This is a genomic window from Acidimicrobiales bacterium (assembly GCA_035546775.1).
Taxonomy (GTDB): domain Bacteria; phylum Actinomycetota; class Acidimicrobiia; order Acidimicrobiales; family JACCXE01; genus JACCXE01.
In genome coordinates, this window is sequence record DASZWD010000019.1 from 1 (window position 1) to 16,988 (window position 16,988).

Consider the following 16,988-nt stretch of genomic DNA (forward strand, 5'->3'; position numbering starts at 1 on the left):
GGTCGTCGTCGTTGTCTTGCGGATGGTCGTGGTGGTCGACTCGTGGGGCGGGTCGGTGGGCCAGGGGGCGAAGTCCTCGACGTCGGACGTCGTCGTCCGGTGCGAGCGCGGCGCACCGGCGGACACGGTCTTGTCGTCATCGCCGCGGGCGATCAGCACCATGCCGACGGCGACGAGCACCGCCACCATCGCCGCGGCGAGCCCGACGACGATGCGCCGGCGCGACTCCACGGGCTCGGGCGGTGGGAACCCGTCGCGTTGCCACCCACCGCCGCCGAGCGGCGTCGAGAACGAGATCAGGCGCGGATCGTTGAGGACCGTGTGGCGCAGGGCGACGGGCGCGCCGACCAGCGGGGCCGCCGCGAGGACGCCGAGTGCCTCGGGCGAACTGTTCCACGTCGGCCCGCAGATGGCGCAGTCCGGCGCGTGCCGGGCGACGCGCTTGCGGATCAGCCCGTCGAGCGCCATGTGTTTGCGCGGCACGATCTGGGCGAGCTCCGCGCAGGCGTCGCGGCCGTGCCGGATCAGCAGCGTGCAGCGCACCGCGACCGCCAGCTGCGTCTTGGCGCGGCTCAACACCACCGACACGGTGGGGCCGGGCAGCCCGGCCGCGGCGGCGAGCTCCGCGCCGTCGAGACCCTGGCGCACGTTGAGCACGAGCACGGCACGCTCACGGTCGGTGAGTGCGTCGGCGGCTTCCCACACCAGCGTGGCCGCGTCGTCGGCCATCAGACCGCGCGCCGCATCGTCGGCTACGGGCACGTCGAGCACCTCGGCGGTGACGGGACGGTTGCGCGCTCGCCGGCTCGACCGGCGCATCGACTCGTGCCGGGCGATGGCGCACAGCCACGGCTTGAGCCGGGACGGATCACGCAAGCCGCCGAGCCGAGTGGCGGCGATGACGAAGGTGTCGTGCAGCGCGTCGGAGGCTTCGTGGGCGTCGCCCAGCACCGCCCGGCACAGCTCGTACAGGGCGTTGGCGTAGCGGTCGTAAATATCGGCAAACGCGTCGCGATCGCCGCTGGCAGCGGCGATCGCGAGTTCGGCGTCAGTAGGCACGCCATCACGGTAAACACGGATGGTCAAACGCGGTCGGCATGGTCGTCGTCGCGGCGCAGGCGGGCGAAGAGCAGCGCCATCAGGGCGCCGACCACACCGGCCACGAGGACGACGGCGATCGTCGGCACGTGCGACTCCGACGCGTCGGGCACCGGCGTCGCCGAGGCGTCGGCGGCCACCGGAGCCTGCGGCTCCGTCGTCACCTGCGGGGCGCCGACGACCACGTTGTCACCGGTGTGATCCGCCGGGACGACCGACCCGTTGTCCGCCGGCTTGGGCTGGGGCTGGGGCTGCGGATCGACGACGGGGTTGCTGGGCGTGTTGGCGAGGTCGCCCGGGCCCTTCGGCGCCGGCGGCGTGGTAGTCGGCGTCGTGGGCTTGGGGGCGATGTTGCCCGGACCCTTGGGCGGGACCGTGGTGGCGGTGGGCTTGCTCTCGATGTTGCCGGGGCCGCTCGGGTGGGCTTGAGCGACGCCGGCCGAACCGATGAACGCCGCAATGGCGAAGCTGGTGACGAAAAACGAACGAGCACGCATTGGGATCTCCCCTTCTCTGCCGGCTCCGTGCCGGCTTCGAAGGTCAAGACCTACGGCGCCACCCGTTCTTGCATTTTTTCGGAGAAATTTTCAGCGCAGCGGCGGCGGTTTGCCTTCCCGGTTCGTGAGCGGGCGGCGGGTCGTTCCGACCGGCGCCGCCGAGCCGTCGTAGAGGCTCCGGTACGGGCGGCCCGCCTGCGGCGTGCCCGGCAGCGGGTCGCGATTCAACGCCCACCAGCCGTAGAGGCACAGGTCGAGGAAGATGATCGCCGCGATGGTGCGCGTCCGCGGCGAGTCGCCCTTGTGGGCGACGGTCGTCGCCGCCTGCGCCAGCTGGCGGGGCACGGCCGCGATGCTGCTCGGCCTCGTCGCCGGCTTCGTTGCGGTCCGCGACCGCGTCACACCGGCCACCGAAGCGGCACCGCCGACGAGCGCGGCGTCGCCCGTCTGCGTCTCGACGCTCAGCCCCTCGTCGCCCAGCACGTCCTGGAGCGGTGACGTCAAGACCTCCACGGCGTCGGGTGTCACCGGCTTGAACGTGACGTCGAAGGTCGGCGGCACGACGACCGCCGGCACCGGGAGCGGCAGCGCGACGGGCGAGGCCGGGATCGGCGCCGTCACGTTTGCCGGAATCAGCACGACCGAGATCGTGCGGTTGGTGTCGCTCACGAACTGTGAGAACTCGAAGACCATCGACTTGCCGTCGAGAGCCATCTGCCCGAGTACTTGGCCCTTGTTGCAGTCGTACTTCGGCGCGTTTGCCAGCGCCCCGAACGTCCCCTGGCCCGGCGGCGCCCAGTCGCCCGTTGCCTGACACGCCACCACCGTCAGGCCCAGGCTCACCGGTAGCGCCGCGGGCGGCGTCGTCGAGGTCTGCACCGGGATCGTCACGATCGGCTGGCGGTCGGAGTCGCCGACCGTGAACCGCAGCGCGGAGAGCGCCACCGTGCCGGCGGTCGTCGACGACACCCACAGCCCGCCGGCGGGCACCTGCGCCGGCGGCGGCAACGGCGGCGCGACCCGCGGCTGGCCGATCCACCACACCCCGCTCTCGACGCGGCTGACGGAGTCGGGCCGCGCCGTGGGCTGGGGCCGCCACGCGTTGGGGAACAACGCCAGAACGGCGGCGCCGAGCGCAACGGTGAGTCCCTTGAGCATCAGTTGGCCGACGCCTTCGTCCGCCGCCGCGGCTTGGCCTTGGTCGACAGCGCGCCCGAGCGGGCGATCGTCGTGTCGTCGGTGCCGAGGTACGAGGCAACGACCGCCGGATGGTTGACGACGTCGTTCGGGAGGCCGGTCGTGACCACCGCGCCGAGCTCGAGCGCGAGCATCGTGTCGGAGATCGAGGTGACCAGCGGCATGTCGTGTTCGATGACGAGCATGGCGCAGCCGGCTTCGCGCTGGATGCGCTGCAGCAACGGACCGAGCGCCTCCGTCTCGCGCTGGGCGATGCCCGAGCTCGGCTCGTCGAGGATGAGGATCGACGGGCGGTGCGCCATCGTCATCGCCAAGTCGACGACGCGGCGGCTGCCGGTCGACAGCTCGCTGACGAACTTGTTGCGGAACGCGCCGAGGCCGAGCAATTCGATCAGCTCGTGCACCTCCCAGGCGACGTCGACTTCGGCCTCGGCGACCGACGGCAGTCCGAGCGCGCACGCCAGCGGATCACGGAACTCGAGATGGCGCTCCAAGGCGACCGCGATGCACTCGGCGACGGTCAGCGACGGGAACAGTCGCGCGTCCTGGAAGCTGCGACCGAGGCCGACGCGGGCGCGGCGGTCAGGCGACCACGAACCGATTTCGTTGCTGCCCATGCGGATCACGCCGGTATCGGGAATGAGAAAGCCGGAGATGAGGTCGAAGACCGTCGTCTTGCCGGCGCCGTTGGGTCCGATGACCCCGAGGATCTCGTTCTCGCGCAGCTGGAACGAGACGCGATCCACCGCGCGAATGCCGCCGAAGGACTTCGACACTTCGACCAGTTCGAGGGCCACGGGCGCGTCACGCAGGTCGAGCACGCGCCGGGCGGCCGCCGCCGGCTTCTCCTTGCCGTTGCCGTTGGTGTGCGTGTTGCCATTGGTGTGCGCGTGTGCACCCTCCAGGAACACCGAACGCAAGATGTCACCGCGGTCGAGCAGCTCGGCCGTCGGCCCGGTGAAGCGCACCTCGCCCTTCTCCATGAACACCGCGCGGTCGGCGACGGTGAGCGCCACGTTCACGGACTGCTCGACGAGGATGATCGTGGTGCCTTCGCGGTGCATCTGCTGCACGATCTCGATCAGCTGGCTCACGATCGCCGGCGCCAGACCGAGCGACAGCTCGTCGATCATCAGCAGGCGCGGCTTGGCGATGAACGCCATGCCGAGGCCGAGCATCTGCTGCTCGCCGCCCGACAGGTTGCCCGCCAGCTGATCGCCGCGCTGGCGCAGCACCGGGAAGTACTCGAGCACCTTCTCGGTGGCGTCGGCGACGAACTTCGGGTCGCGGCGCTTGTACATCCAGCCGGCCAGGCGCAGCGACTCGTTGACCGTCAGCGTCGGGAAGATGCTGCGCCCGCCGGGCATCTGCACGATGCCGAGCTTGGCGGCGCCGCGAGCGTCGAGCTGGGTGATGTCGGTGCCGTCGAAGAACACGGCGCCCCCGGCGACAGGCTGGAGGCCCGAGATCGCCTTGAGCAACGTGGACTTGCCGGCGCCGTTGGTGCCGAGCAGCGCAACCGCTTCGCCTTCCTTCACTTCGAAGTCGACCCCGAAGAGCACCTGCACCGCGTCATACGCAACGTCGACGCCCGCACACAGCAGAAGGGAGCGCTCACCGGCGTTGAGCCGCTGACGACGCAGGTTCACCATGGCGTTGAGACTGCGCAGCGCCCGCGCCGCATCGTCGGCTACGAAGCGGCCCGCCGAGGCCAGCACCAGGCCGCCGATGACCCAGTACGGGACCAGGACGAAGACACCCCAACGCAGCCCGTGGTCGTCGGCCACGTGGGCTACCGGGAGACCGTTGAACAAGAACGCGACACCGAAGACGAGGAACAGCGAGGCGAATCCGAACGACAGCGTGCGGGCGCGGGCGGGGCTGACCATCGCCTGGGTCGCCAACTGCGGCGCCGTGTACGTGCCGATCGCGAAGCTCGTCGCGAAACCGAACGCCAGCGCCAACGGAAGCCACGGCGCGGCGGCAACGCACGCGAGGCCGACGCCGGTGAGGACGAGCGCGTACCCAGCCCGGCGAAGTGGCTCCCCCATGTCCTTGGCGAACCACCCTGCAGTCCACTTGCCGCCCTTGCGCACCCCCCAGAGCGTGAACGCGGCGTTGATGGCGCCGATCACACCCCGGGGGAAATCGCCGAGGTGGTACACGTCGTGGAGGTAGTTGGGTAGGTAGCTGCCAAGCGGGATGAGTCCAGCACCGAGGAAGACGGCGGCGATGAACTGGCGCTTGAGCGTCTTGACGCCCCACAGCGTGCGCGCCGCCTCACGAAACTTCATTTTCTCTTCGTTGGCCTCGACGGCCGAGTCCGGATCGTCCGTACCGCCCCGCACCGGCTCCTTGAGCCGCGCCACGAAGTAGGTCGTGACGAGGATCGGCACGATCAAGACGAGGAAGGCAGAACGCCACCCGAAGAGCGCACCCAAGACTCCGGCGAACGCCGGGCCGATGATGGCGCCGATGTTGACGCCGTTGGCGTGGTCGGCGAACACCAGCGCGCGGTTCTCGGGCTCGTAGTAGTCCGAGAGCAACGAATTGTGGATCGGGCCGTTGGCCAACAAGCCGAGGCCGTTGCCGAAGCGCATCGTGACGAGCAGCCCGAGCGACACCACGATGCCCGTCCCGAAGGAGAAAAGACCCGCGAGGATTCCCGAGATCACCACGAGCGGCACGCGCTTGACGCGGTCGCCGAGCTGGCTCACCGGAATCGCCAACAGCAACAACAGCGACGCGTTGAGGATGACGATGCTCGTGAAGTCGTGCAGCGACAAGTGGAACGCGTGGCGAATGTCGGGCGCCAGGGTGCCGAATGCCGCGGTGTCGAACTCGTCGAAGAAATACAGCAGCGTCAGGACGACGAGCGCGGTCGCCGCAACCTTGCCGGTGTCACGGTCGAGCGTCTCCTTGAGCTTCCGGAACGGGTTCATACCGTCACCTCGTCGACCTCGAGGACGGGTACGGGTTCGGGATGCTCGTCGGCGGTGTGCGCCGCCGCGCTCAGGACGTCGGCGTCGGCGGCTTGGGCCTCGTCTTCGGTGCGCACGTCGGCCAGCAGGCTCGGCACGACGATGCCCTTGCGCTCGGCGACCCAGCGCAGGAACGAGTCCCGCACCCCGTAGAACAGCTGCGCCAGACCGGCCTTGAACACGAGCAGCAGCAACAACGCGCCAAAGCCCGTCGCCAACAGCTCACCGCTCGGGCTGATGTCGCCGTACTTGAGCACGCCGATGTACAGCGTGCCCAGCAGCGCGCCCGGCAGCGACGTGACGCCACCGATGACTACGACGATGAGCAGCGTCAGACTCAGCTCGGGCGAGAAGGCGGCGGCGTTGACCGATCCCTGCTGGTAGGCGAAGAGCGCACCAGCGAGTGCTGCCCAGAAGCCGGAGATGGCGAAGGCCCACAGCTTCACCCGCGAGGTGTTGACGGAGTAGCTCTGCGCGCCCTTGGGGTTGTCGCGCACGGCGATGATCGTGCGGCCCGCGGCGCTGCGCCGCAGCGCGCGCGCCGACAGCAGACAGAGACCCAGCATGATGAGGCACACGTAATAGAAGGTGCGGTCATTGGCGATGTCGAAGCGGCCGTAGAGCATCGGGCGCGTCACGCCGCTGCCGTGGGGCGGCAGCACGCCGCGGAAGTACACGGGAGAGAGCAGGTAGTTCTGCACGGTGATGCCGAACGCCAGGGTCGTCACGGCGAGGTAGAGGCCGGTGATGCGCAGCGCCGGCAAACCGATCACGACGGCGATGACGGCGCCGGCCACGCCGGCGATGATCAACGTGGCGAAGAAGTCGGCGTTGTGGCGCGCCGCCAGGTTGCCGGCGACCATCGCTCCGATGCCGGCGATGCCCCACTGCCCGAGGCTGATCTGTCCCGCCCATCCGATAAGGACGACGAGCGACACCGCGACGATGGCGTAGATCACGACGACCGACGCCAGGATCTGCTGCTTGAACGGCAGGCCGCCATAGCCGAACAGCAACAGGGCCAAGGCGGCCGCGCCGAGCGCGAAACGCGTCCACACCACGAGCGGCACGTTGCGTAGCTCGGGTGGGATCGGGCGGAACTCCTTGGCCAGCGACCACGTCGACACACCGCTGTCCTGACCGCGTGACAACTTGTCGCGCTGGAGCAGCATCGCCCCGAGCACGATCGGCAGGATGAGCGCGCCGGCGACGTTCGGGTCGCGGGAGAAGTAGTAGAGCGTCTGCTCGAGCACGCCGAGGCCGACGCCCGCGGCCACGGCGGTGCCGAAGCTCTCCATGCGGGCGATAACCGCGGCGGCGAGACCGAAGAGCAGGAACGTCGGGCCGACGAACACGCCAATCGGCAACCCGACCACCGGCACGCGCAGGAACACGCTCAGCGACGAGAGCGCGGCGGCGAGCGCCCACACGACCGTCGAGACGCGCTTGATCGGGATGCCCAGCAGTGCGGCGCGATCGGAGTTCTCGGCGGTGCCGCGCACGGCGAGGCCGATGTCGGTGGCCCGGAAGAACACCGACAAACCGATGACGACCACCGCGGCCCAGAACAGGACGACGAGCGAGTTGGCGTCCATGTGGAAGTTGCCGATGCGGAACGTCAAGCTCGAAAACGGCGTGCGCGGCGGGGCTGGGTCGATCTGCTTGCTGGCGCCGAACCACAGCGGGACGAGCAGCTGCAACCCGGCGAACACCAGACCGACGCCGATGGTCGCCACCGACAAGACGAGACGCGACGCCTTCTGAAAACGCCGGATCACGAGGAACTCGACGACCATGCCCGACACCATCCCCGACACGATGGCGACGAGGAACGCCAGCACGTAGGGAACGTGGTGCACCTTGATCAACACGACCGCCATGACGCCGGTCGCCGCGCCGATCTCGGCCTGGGCGAAGTTGATGATGCGCGTGGCGCGGTATATGAGGATGAGCCCGATAGCCAGCAGGCTGTAGAGCAGCCCGATCACCACGCCGTAGACGTAGATGCCGAGTCCGGGCTCGTTGTTGCGCAGGAGGATCTGCAGGACGACGAACAGGCCGCCGAGGGAGCCGACGACGCGGAGGGGTCCGCGCAACCGGGCGCTAACAGCCATTCTTGGCCTGATCGAAGACGTCGGGATCACCCTTGAGCCACTCGCCGAGGTCGTAGCGGTGGCCGCCGTCGACCGGGCAGTACGAGCCGGGCTTGCCGTCGATCTCCGACGTGCGCGTGGCGTTCCAGTACACCTCGCGCATGTCCTCCGTCGCCGTCCACTCACTCGGCGACTTGAAGCCGACCTTGATGCTGTGCTGGTCGTGGAGCTGCTGCCACGAGCCGACGGGATCGAGCGCGACGAGTCCGCGGTGAATCGAGTCGGGGGTCGGGTGCGAGCCGGCGACGTGGAACGCCGTCGCCATGAGCGAGAAGCCCGGCAGGACGGCGTTCTCCGTTCCGTCCGGCTGGCCGGAGTTGCCGGCGTCGGTCCACCAGCGCGCCGCGTCGGTCTGGGCAAAGTTCTGGCCGGTACCGAGGTCCGACGCGCCGAAGGCGTGCGCCCACTCGGTCGGGTCGTACAGCCGACCGAGCACGTCGTAGTCCATGAGGCCCACGCCGACCACCCAGTTCTCCGGGAAGTAACGCTGGTTCTTCATCGTCTGGGTGAGGAACACCGGGGCGATGGGGTCGCAGAAGCAGGCGACGGTCGTGATGTGGTTGTCGATCAGCTGCTGCACGACGTTGGCCGATTGCTACTGCGCGGTCGTGATGTCGGACTGGTACGGGATCATCAACACGCCGCCGGGCGAGTTGCACATCTTGCCGGTCACGTTCTCCTTGAAACGTTTGACCGACAGGAACGACGACTCGTCGCCGTTGGTCTCGGGGAAGATCGCCGCCAGCTTGCGCACCGGCGTCTCGCCCGGCGCCTTGCCCCAGTTACGCGTCGTCTTCACGTCGGCGCCCGCCTGCACCGCCGGCTTGGCGTTCATGCGCTTGCACCAGTACTCGGCGTCGAGGTCGGCTTGGCGGTAGCCGTCCATCAAGATGCCGTAGTAGTACGGCGTGCGCTCCTGGTAGTACTCGCCCGGAGCGCTCCCGCCGCCGAGCACGATGATGTGCTGGCTGGCGAGGTACTCCGACATCGAGTCGCCGTAGGTGCCGATCACGAACGCCGGGTGCATCGACGCGATGACCTTGGCCTCGGCGAGTCCGCACGGCGGGTCGGGCGGCGTCAGCGCGCACTGGCCCTGGAAGTACGGGAAGTTGCACGGGCTCTGCTGGGTCGACCCCTTGTTGGCGCCTGGGCCGTCCATCGCGACGAACTTGCGCCCGTAGGTCTCGAAGTAGCCCTTGTTGATCTCCTTGTAGAACGCCGCTCTTGCCTCGCAGGACTGCTCCGCCGACGCCGCAAGTCCCTGGGTGGCGAGGATGGCGTTGACCTCGGCGTTGCCCTGCGCCACGTAGACGACGAAGTTGATGGCGTCCTTGGTGACGCCGGTCATCGTGGCTCCCCCGTTGTCGCCGCCGTGCCACACCGGCACGCACGGGGGCATGAGCTTGTAGCCCGGCGGGCCGATCTGATGGCCGGTCTTGTCGCACTTGCTCATGTCGGCGTTGGCGGCCTTGGCGGCGCCGCTCGCGCCGGCGGTCACGCTCGTGACGACGTTGCCGCTGGCGTCGACGAAGGTGCCGTCGGCCTGCTGCGTGACGCCGTCGAGCGGTTGCCCGTTCTGGTCGAGGACTTGGCCGGCGACGAGCGTTTGCCCGTTGCTACCGGTGGCGCCCGTCGCGGTAACGGCGACGGGCGTCTTCGACGGCGCAATGGCGATGATCAGAACCTGCACTGCCGCCAAGATCAGGAACGGCAGATAGCGGCGCCCCAGCGCGCCGGGTGTCTGTGACATTCGGTTTTCCCCCCAGATGCGCACTCGCCCCTAGCACGAGCACGGCTACTGGCCCCATTAATAGCGCACGGGGATCAGAGCTTGCTGATCACCTTCTCCTGGAAGGTTCCGAGCGCGGCGCGCAGGCCCTCGACGTCGAAGGCGAGCGGCGGGATCACGAGGCGCGCGACACCGAGGTCGGCGAAGCGCTTCACCGTGTCGAGATCGAGGCCGCCACCAGCGGTTATCTCGATGGCGTCGGCGTCGCGGCCGGCGTCTTTGGCCGCCGTACGCATGATGTCGAGCAGCGGCGGGAGGTCGTCGATCGTGCTCTGCGCCGGGAAGAAGCCGTCGCCGAGACGCCCGGCGCGCCGGGCCGCCGCCGGGGTGTGGCCCCCGACCACGATCGGCACCCCACCGGCCTGCACGGGCGCGGGCAGCACGTGCACGTCGGTGAAGTCGAAGAACTCGCCGTGGTGCGTGGCCGGGTTCTGGGTCCAGGCGGCGCGTAGCGCCCCGATCGCATCGTCAGTGCGCTTGGCCCGCTCGGCGAAGGGGATGCCGAGCGCCGAGAACTCCTCGGCCAGCCAGCCCACGCCGACGCCGAGGGTGAGGCGGCCCTTCGACAGCTGGTCGAGCGTCGCCAGCTCCTTGGCCAGCACCAGCGGGTTGCGCTGCGGCAGGATCAACACGCCGGTCGCCAGGCGCAGATTGGTCGAGTTCGCCGCCATGTACGTCAGCCAGATCAGCGGATCCGGGATCGGGCTGTCCTCGGGTCCGGGCATGCGGCCCGTCGGCGAGTAGGGGTACGGCGACTGGTAACCCTTCGGCACCACCACGTGTTCGACGGTCCACACCGACTCGATGCCGAACTCTTCGCACGCCGCCGCCATCGCTGCTGCATGATCGGGTAGGCCCCAGGGTCCGACGTTCGCGAAAATGATCCCGAATTTCATGGAGGCGGACCCTAGTGAGCGATCCGAGCGATCAGTGAGCGAAGAGTGGCTGAAGGGCAAGCTGCTGGTTTCGCTGCCCAACGTGCGCGAGGACGCGTTCTACCGCACCGTCGTGCTCGTGCTCGCCCACGGTCCCCAGGGCGCACTCGGCGTCGTGCTCAACCGTCCGACGGGGATCGACCTCGCCGAGATCTTCCCCGAGTTGAAGGCCGAGGCCGCCGAACCCTCCGTCATCTTCAGCGGTGGACCGGTCGAACCCGACGGGATCATCTGCCTGGCGCGGGGAGTCTCGGCCGACGAGCGCCCCGGCTTCGCCCCGGTGCTCGACCACTGGGGTTCGATCGACCCGCGGGCGCTGCCCCCCGAAGGCGTCGACCACGTGCGGGTGTACCGCGGCTACGCCGGTTGGTCGGCGCGCCAGCTCGAGTTCGAACTGGCGCGGGGCTCGTGGCTCGTCACCGACGTCGGACCCTTCGACCTCACGAGCGACGAACCCGAGGGGCTGTGGGAGCGCGTGCTCGAACGACGCGGGCCCAAGTACGCGCGCCTCAAGAACGTCCCCCGCGATCCATCATTGAACTGATGATGTTCTCCCCGAAGGCGACGCGCTTCTTCGAGCAACTCGCGGCCGACAACACCAAGGCGTTCTGGACCGAGCACAAGGCCGAGTACGACGAGTTCGTGCGCGCCCCGATGGTGGCGCTCACCGACGAACTGGCCAAGACCTACGGCCCCTTCCACATCTTCCGGCCCAACCGCGACATCCGCTTCTCGAAGGACAAGACGCCGTACAAGACCAACATCGCGGCGACGGCCGAGACCGAAGGCGGGGCGTCGGTCTACGTCAGTTTCTCCGCCGACGGGCTCTACGCCGGAACCGGTTACTACCGCTTCGCCAAGGACCAGATCGAGCGCTATCGCGCCGCCGTCGCCAACGACGGCACCGGCGCCGCGTTGGTGAAGCTCGTCGCCGCGGCGCGCCAGAAGGGCTACGAGGTCCACGGTGAATCGCTCAAGGTGGCGCCGCGGGGCTACGCCAAGGACCACCCGCGCGTCGACTTGCTCCGCCACGCCGGCCTCTACGTCGGCCGCGTCGTCGACGACGACAAGGTGAAGGCGTCGTTGCGCGGGGGCGCGCCCGTGGCCGCGTGGCTCGACGAGCACGTCGGCCCCACGACCATCCTCCCCGAAGACTGGCGCCGCTAGACCGTTTTCCCAGCATCTGTCGACAATGTGGACTCTTCCTGTTTCGATGCGGCACCGGGGACACGACGGAGTTCGCTCTGCGACCACCCAGTGCATGAGTCCGTACGCCTGTGACTTCGTGATGCGGCCGACCGGACGGTGCCACGTGGCCATCAGTCGGCCTTTGATGTATGTGTCGAGTGCCCACGGGACAGTCGACGACAAGGGCGCCCGAGATCGCTGACTTATGCGTGCTCTGCACGGAGCGCATGCGTACGGTTTTGGACGTGGGTACGCGGCCATGCGTGCTTTGTGGACAAGCAGATGGACCGCTGACTCGAGAGCACACACGGGGTTGACTTCGCGCTGCCGGGCCATGCGAGCGGCGTCGTACGGGCCGCGTGCGAGTCGTGTCGCGTCTGGGTGAACACGACTGTCGAGGAACCTGCCCAGGCTCTCTGGAGAGACGGTTCCGCGGAACCGCTTTCGGGTCGCGACGTCACCGCGGGGACGCTTTCGTGGTCCGCGTCAACCGCACATCGCGGCACTTAGGCGCTCTCGACTTTCGCGTGCAGTTGGGGACGCTGGAGGCACTTCACCGAAGGCTCTCACGTCCCTAACTGCACGTCGAAGCCCCGAGCGGCAACCCACGCACGAATGCCGGATATAGCGCTGCTGACGCCTAGGACTGCGCGGCGATTTCCTCGAGAAATGGGCGGGCGTAGGTGACCTTGCCGGTGAGGACCTGCGGGTCGCCCGTCACCATCGCGTAGGCGGCGTCGACCATCCGCTCCATCGGCTCGAGGTTCTCTTCGCCCACCAACTTGTCGAGCTTGTGGTGCACGACGCCGGGCGTGGCGATGACGCCGCTGGGCGACAGGCAGTTGACCGCGATGTTGTCGCGATACGCCTCGGCGGCGAGGCCCGTCGAGAAGCGCTCGAGCGCCGCCTTGCACATGCCGTAGACGGCGCCGCCCCGCATGCCCATGCCGTAGGGCGGACCCTGGGGGTGGCGCGCCGCTCCCGAGGAGATGTTGAGGATCCAACCCTGCTTGCGCTCGCGCATCGACGGCAGCACCGCTTGGCACAGCTCGAAGGGCGCCTTGACCTGCACGTCGAACATGAGGTCGTAGTGGCGCTCGGAGAAGTTGTCGATCGGCTCGAAGTAGGTGATCGCCGCGTTGTTGACGAGGATGTCGATCGGGCCGAACTCCTTGACGACCGCGGGCACGAGCGCGTGGCGGTCGTCGTGGTCACCGAGGTCGGCGCGGAACGCGGCGGCGATCCCGCCGCCGTCGTTGATCGCCTTGACCGTGGTGGTCACGCTGCCGGCGAACTGGTGGTCGCCTTCTTCGAGCGTGCGGGCGCTGACCGCGACCGCGGCACCGGCGGCGCCGAGTCGCTTGGCGATGAACTCACCGATGCCGCGGCTCGCACCGGTGACGAGCGCCACCTTCCCCTTAAGCGGAGTCTCCATGGCGCTGTTGTAGCTCGCGGCGCAGCAGCTTGCCCGTGGCGTTGCGCGGCAGCGCGTCGACGAAGCGCACGTCGCGGGGCACCTTGTGGCGCGCCAGGTGCGCCTTCACGTAGTCCTTGAGCTCCTCGTCGCCCACCTCGTCGCGGGTGACGACGTAGGCCGCGAGGCGTTGCCCGAACTGCTCGTCGGGCACGCCGACCACGGCGACCTCCACCACGTCGGGATGACCGGCGAGGAGGTCCTCGACCTCCTGGGGGAACACGTTCTCACCGCCCGACACGATCATGTCGTCGTCGCGCCCGTCGACGTAGAGGTTGCCTTCGTCGTCGAAGTGGCCGACGTCGCCCGTCGCCATCAGCCCGTCGATCATCTCTTTGGTTCCGCCCCCGGTGTAGCCGCTGAACAGCGCGGCGTTGCCGACGAAGATGCGCCCGTCGTGCAACACGACTTTGCTGCCGCGCAGCGGCGTGCCGGCGGTACCCGGGTGTGCACGCAACTGCTTCGGATCCGCGATCGTCGCGATCGACACCTCGGTCGAGCCGTAGGTGTTGTAGAGGTTCTCGCCGAACGCGTCCATCCACCGCTGCGCCAGCGGGCCCGGCAGCGCGCTGCCCGACGACGCCACGACCTCGAGCGACGACGTGTCGTACTTGCGCCGCACGTCTTCGGGCAGTTCGAGGAGGCGCTGGAGCATCACCGGCACCACCACGAGCGTGCGCACGCGGTGCATGTCGATTGCTTGCAGCACGGCTTCGGGGTCGAAGCGGCGCTGCAACACGACGGTCGAGCCGAGCAGCATCGTCGTCGCCAGATGCGCCGCGCCCCAGGCGTGGAACGCCGGCGCGGCGATCAGCGTCGTGTCGCGGATTTTCATCCGCAGGCGCGACGCGAAACCGAGGGCGGCGCCGGCGGCGTCGGTCGTGTCGCGGGTGGCGCCCTTGGGCGTGCCCGTCGTGCCCGAGGTCAGGATCACCGTGCGCGACGACCGCGGCGGCTTGCGGGGGTGACGGCCGAGGCCTTCGTCGATGAGGTCGCCGAGGTCGTCGGCGGCGAAGTGCGCGGCGTCGACGTCCTTGACGAGCTCGTCGAACTCGCGATCGGCGATGAACGCCACGACGCCCTCGCGCGCCGCGACGTCCTTGACCTGCGGCGCGGCGAAGCCGGTGTTGAAGAACACGATGTCGGCGCCGAGCTTGCTCAGCGCGACGGTCGACAGCACGAGGCCGCGGTGGTTGCGCGCCAGGACGGCGACGGTCTGGCCGGCCTCGACGCCGCGCTCGCCGAGGGCGACGGCGAGGGCGTCGGATTGATCACGCAGCTCGGCGAAGGTGAGCGCGCCGAAGTCGTCGTAGAGGCCGACGGTGTCGCCGAAGGCGTGGCCCACCGCTTCGAACCCCATGGCCGGACCGACGCCGTAGCGCTGCACGCCGAGCGCGAGAGCCGGCAGCAGCTTCAACCCGTCAGGCGTGAAGAACCCCATGTCCCACGCCAGGCGTCCTCCGAAGAGGATGTCGTCGAGGGGGCTCACGAGGTGGTGCGGATGAACTCGAGCACCACGTTGGCGAGTTCGGGGCCCTTGTCCTCCTGGAGGAAGTGGCCGCCGCCCTCGATGGTGGTGTGAGGCTGGTCCTTGGCGCCGGGCACGCGCTCTTGGAAGACGCGGAAGCCGCCCTTGGTGATCGGGTCGCTGTCGGAGAACGCGGTCAGCACCGGCTTGGTGAAGGCTTCGAGCACCTTCCAGGCCTCGCGGTTGGCGGGAGCTTCGGGGTCGTCGGGCGACGTGGGCACGAGCGCCGGGAACTGGCGGGCGCCGGCCTTGAACTCCTCGTCGGGGAACGGCGCGTCGTACGCCGCGATGACATCGGGCGACAGGTCGGTGGTGCAACCGCCGTTGATGATCCCGCCGACGGGGAAGACCGGCGTCTCCTGGCTGAACTTCTGCCAGTTGAAGAACGCCTCGGTGGCCTTCTGGTCGCCGGTGGGCAGGCCGCCGTTCGCCACGACGAGGCGGGCGAAGCGGTCGGGATACGCCGCGGCGAGGCGCAGGCCGATGAGCGCGCCCCAGTCCTGGCACACCAGGGTGACGTCGTTGAGGTCGACGGCTTCGAGCCACGCCGACATCCACGCCACGTGCTTTGCGTAGGTGTAATCGCTGCGCTCGCTCAGCTTGTCCGACTTGCCGAAGCCCACGAGATCGGGCGCCACGGCGCGGCAACCGCCGTCGACCAGCACGGGGATCATGTGGCGGTACAGGTACGACCAGCTGGGCTCACCGTGCATCAGCAGGACGGTCGGGCCTTCGCCCTCGTCGACGTAGTGAATGCGCAGACCGTCGACCTCGACGTAGTGCGGGGCGAAGTCGTACCCCGGCAGGTTCTCGAATCGTTCGTCGGGGGTGCGCAGGATGGTCATATGCGCGAGCGTAAGCGCGCATGAACGTTCTGGATCTTGCCGACGGACTGTGGACCGGTCGCCTCGACATCAAGGATCACCACCCGTTCTCGATCGTCGGCGGCCTCGAAGAGGTGGCACCGCAGACCGGGTTCGTGCCGTCGTTCGCCAACGTGGCCGCCTTCGCCACCGGCGACGGTCTCGTACTCGTCGACACCGGGTCGTCGTTTCGGGCGCGCGCGGTGCACGACGACGTGCGCACGTGGAACACGACGCCGCTGCACACGGCGGTGTTCACCCACGGCCACGTCGACCACTGCTTCGGCGTGCCCATCTACGAGGAGGAAGCGCGGGCGGCGGGTGCGCCGGCGCCGCGCGTCGTCGCCCACGAACTGCTGCCGGCGCGCTTCGACCGCTACATCGCGACCAACGGTTACAACAGCGTGATCAACGCCCGGCAGTTCTCGGCGCCGGGCTTTCGCTGGCCGACCGACTACCGCTACCCCGACGAGGTGTACTCCGACTCGCTCGTGGTCTCCGTCGGCGGCGAGGACTTCGAGCTGTACCACGGGCGCGGCGAGACCGACGACGCCACGTGGGTGTTCGTGCCGGCGCGGCGCGTGCTGGCGTGCGGCGACTTCTTCATCTGGGCGTCGCCCAACGCCGGCAACCCGCAGAAGGTGCAGCGCTTCGCCAAGGACTGGGCCCACGCGTTGCGCGCCATGGCGGCGAAAAACGCCGAGGTGTTGCTGCCCGGCCACGGCGTGCCCATTATCGGCGCCGACCGCGTGCGCCAGGCGCTGAGTGAGTCGGCCGAATTGCTGGACTACCTGCACGACAACACGCTGGCGATGATGAACGAGGGCGCGTCGCTCGACGAGATCGTGCACACCGTGCGCGCGCCCGCCCACTTGTTGGAGCGCCCGTACCTGCGTCCGGTCTACGACGAGCCCGAGTTCGTCGTGCGCAACGTGTGGCGCCTCTACGGTGGGTGGTGGGACGGCGACCCGTCGTCGTTGAAGCCGGCGCCCCGCGCCGCCCTGGCGGCGGAGATGGTCGCCCTCGCCGGCGGCGTCGACGCCGTCGCCCAGCGCGCCCTCGCACTGGCGTCGGCGGGTGACGACGACTCGCTGCGTCTCGCCGGCCACCTCGCCCAGATGGCCGTCGACGCCGAGCCGTCCTCCACGACCGCCCACCACGCCCGCGCCGAGGTCTACGAACGCCGCATGGCCGCCGAACGCTCCACCATGTCCAAAGGCGTCTTCAACTGGACCGCCCAGGAATCGCGTCGCGCCGCCGAGGACTGATGCCCCTGTGTGCATCT

Annotated in this window: 14 protein-coding genes; 3 read left to right on the forward strand and 11 right to left on the reverse strand. The window is 69.0% G+C overall.

Annotation, left to right across the window (positions count from 1 at the left end; all coding sequences use genetic code 11):
- The 8 genes from VHC63_04230 to VHC63_04265 all read right to left on the reverse strand — a co-directional run.
- Positions 1 to 1,059, reverse strand: a 1,059-nt coding sequence (locus VHC63_04230; protein HVV35787.1) for a sigma-70 family RNA polymerase sigma factor, incomplete at its 3' end; no start/stop codon positions are given.
- A gap of 23 nt (positions 1,060 to 1,082) precedes the next feature.
- Positions 1,083 to 1,595: a hypothetical protein gene (locus VHC63_04235; GenBank protein HVV35788.1), complete on the reverse strand. Its 513-nt coding sequence runs from the start codon at positions 1,593 to 1,595 to the stop codon at positions 1,083 to 1,085.
- 90 nt (positions 1,596 to 1,685) lie between these two features.
- Positions 1,686 to 2,753 (reverse strand): hypothetical protein, encoded by a 1,068-nt coding sequence (locus VHC63_04240; GenBank protein HVV35789.1) that lies wholly within the window; start codon positions 2,751 to 2,753, stop codon positions 1,686 to 1,688.
- The gene (locus VHC63_04245; protein HVV35790.1) at positions 2,753 to 5,734 is read right to left on the reverse strand and encodes an MFS transporter; all 2,982 of its coding nucleotides are present in this window, start codon (positions 5,732 to 5,734) and stop codon (positions 2,753 to 2,755) included. The genes VHC63_04240 and VHC63_04245 overlap by 1 nt, the downstream gene beginning before the upstream one ends.
- Complete coding sequence (locus VHC63_04250; protein ID HVV35791.1) at positions 5,731 to 7,887, reverse strand: ABC transporter permease; 2,157 nt, start codon at positions 7,885 to 7,887, stop codon at positions 5,731 to 5,733. Before VHC63_04250 ends, VHC63_04245 begins: the two co-directional genes overlap by 4 nt.
- Positions 7,877 to 8,506, reverse strand: coding sequence for a hypothetical protein (locus VHC63_04255; protein ID HVV35792.1), 630 nt, complete (start codon positions 8,504 to 8,506; stop codon positions 7,877 to 7,879). Before VHC63_04255 ends, VHC63_04250 begins: the two co-directional genes overlap by 11 nt.
- Before the next feature lie 15 nt (positions 8,507 to 8,521).
- Entirely contained in the window at positions 8,522 to 9,676 is a 1,155-nt protein-coding gene (locus VHC63_04260; protein ID HVV35793.1) for a hypothetical protein, read from the reverse strand.
- Between the two features lie 74 nt (positions 9,677 to 9,750).
- Positions 9,751 to 10,611 carry an LLM class F420-dependent oxidoreductase gene (locus tag VHC63_04265; GenBank protein ID HVV35794.1) on the reverse strand — a complete coding sequence of 287 codons (861 nt, stop codon included), beginning with the start codon at positions 10,609 to 10,611 and terminating at the stop codon, positions 9,751 to 9,753.
- Between the two features lie 34 nt (positions 10,612 to 10,645).
- On the opposite strand from VHC63_04265, the gene VHC63_04270 reads away from it, so the two are divergent.
- Positions 10,646 to 11,194: a YqgE/AlgH family protein gene (locus tag VHC63_04270; protein ID HVV35795.1), complete on the forward strand. Its 549-nt coding sequence runs from the start codon at positions 10,646 to 10,648 to the stop codon at positions 11,192 to 11,194.
- Positions 11,194 to 11,817: a DUF2461 domain-containing protein gene (locus tag VHC63_04275; GenBank protein HVV35796.1), complete on the forward strand. Its 624-nt coding sequence runs from the start codon at positions 11,194 to 11,196 to the stop codon at positions 11,815 to 11,817. Before VHC63_04270 ends, VHC63_04275 begins: the two co-directional genes overlap by 1 nt.
- A gap of 661 nt (positions 11,818 to 12,478) precedes the next feature.
- On the opposite strand, the gene VHC63_04280 is transcribed toward VHC63_04275, so the two are convergent.
- Genes VHC63_04280 through VHC63_04290 form a run of 3 tightly spaced genes read right to left on the reverse strand, consistent with a single transcriptional unit; the run spans position 12,479 to position 15,685 of the window.
- Positions 12,479 to 13,273, reverse strand: coding sequence for an SDR family NAD(P)-dependent oxidoreductase (locus VHC63_04280; GenBank protein HVV35797.1), 795 nt, complete (start codon positions 13,271 to 13,273; stop codon positions 12,479 to 12,481).
- Entirely contained in the window at positions 13,257 to 14,801 is a 1,545-nt protein-coding gene (locus VHC63_04285) for an AMP-binding protein (GenBank protein HVV35798.1), read from the reverse strand. The genes VHC63_04280 and VHC63_04285 overlap by 17 nt, the downstream gene beginning before the upstream one ends.
- Complete coding sequence (locus tag VHC63_04290) at positions 14,798 to 15,685, reverse strand: haloalkane dehalogenase (protein ID HVV35799.1); 888 nt, start codon at positions 15,683 to 15,685, stop codon at positions 14,798 to 14,800. Before VHC63_04290 ends, VHC63_04285 begins: the two co-directional genes overlap by 4 nt.
- Positions 15,686 to 15,705: 20 nt before the next feature.
- On the opposite strand from VHC63_04290, the gene VHC63_04295 reads away from it, so the two are divergent.
- Positions 15,706 to 16,971 (forward strand): alkyl sulfatase dimerization domain-containing protein, encoded by a 1,266-nt coding sequence (locus VHC63_04295; GenBank protein ID HVV35800.1) that lies wholly within the window; start codon positions 15,706 to 15,708, stop codon positions 16,969 to 16,971.
- The last annotated feature ends 17 nt before the right edge of the window (positions 16,972 to 16,988 follow it).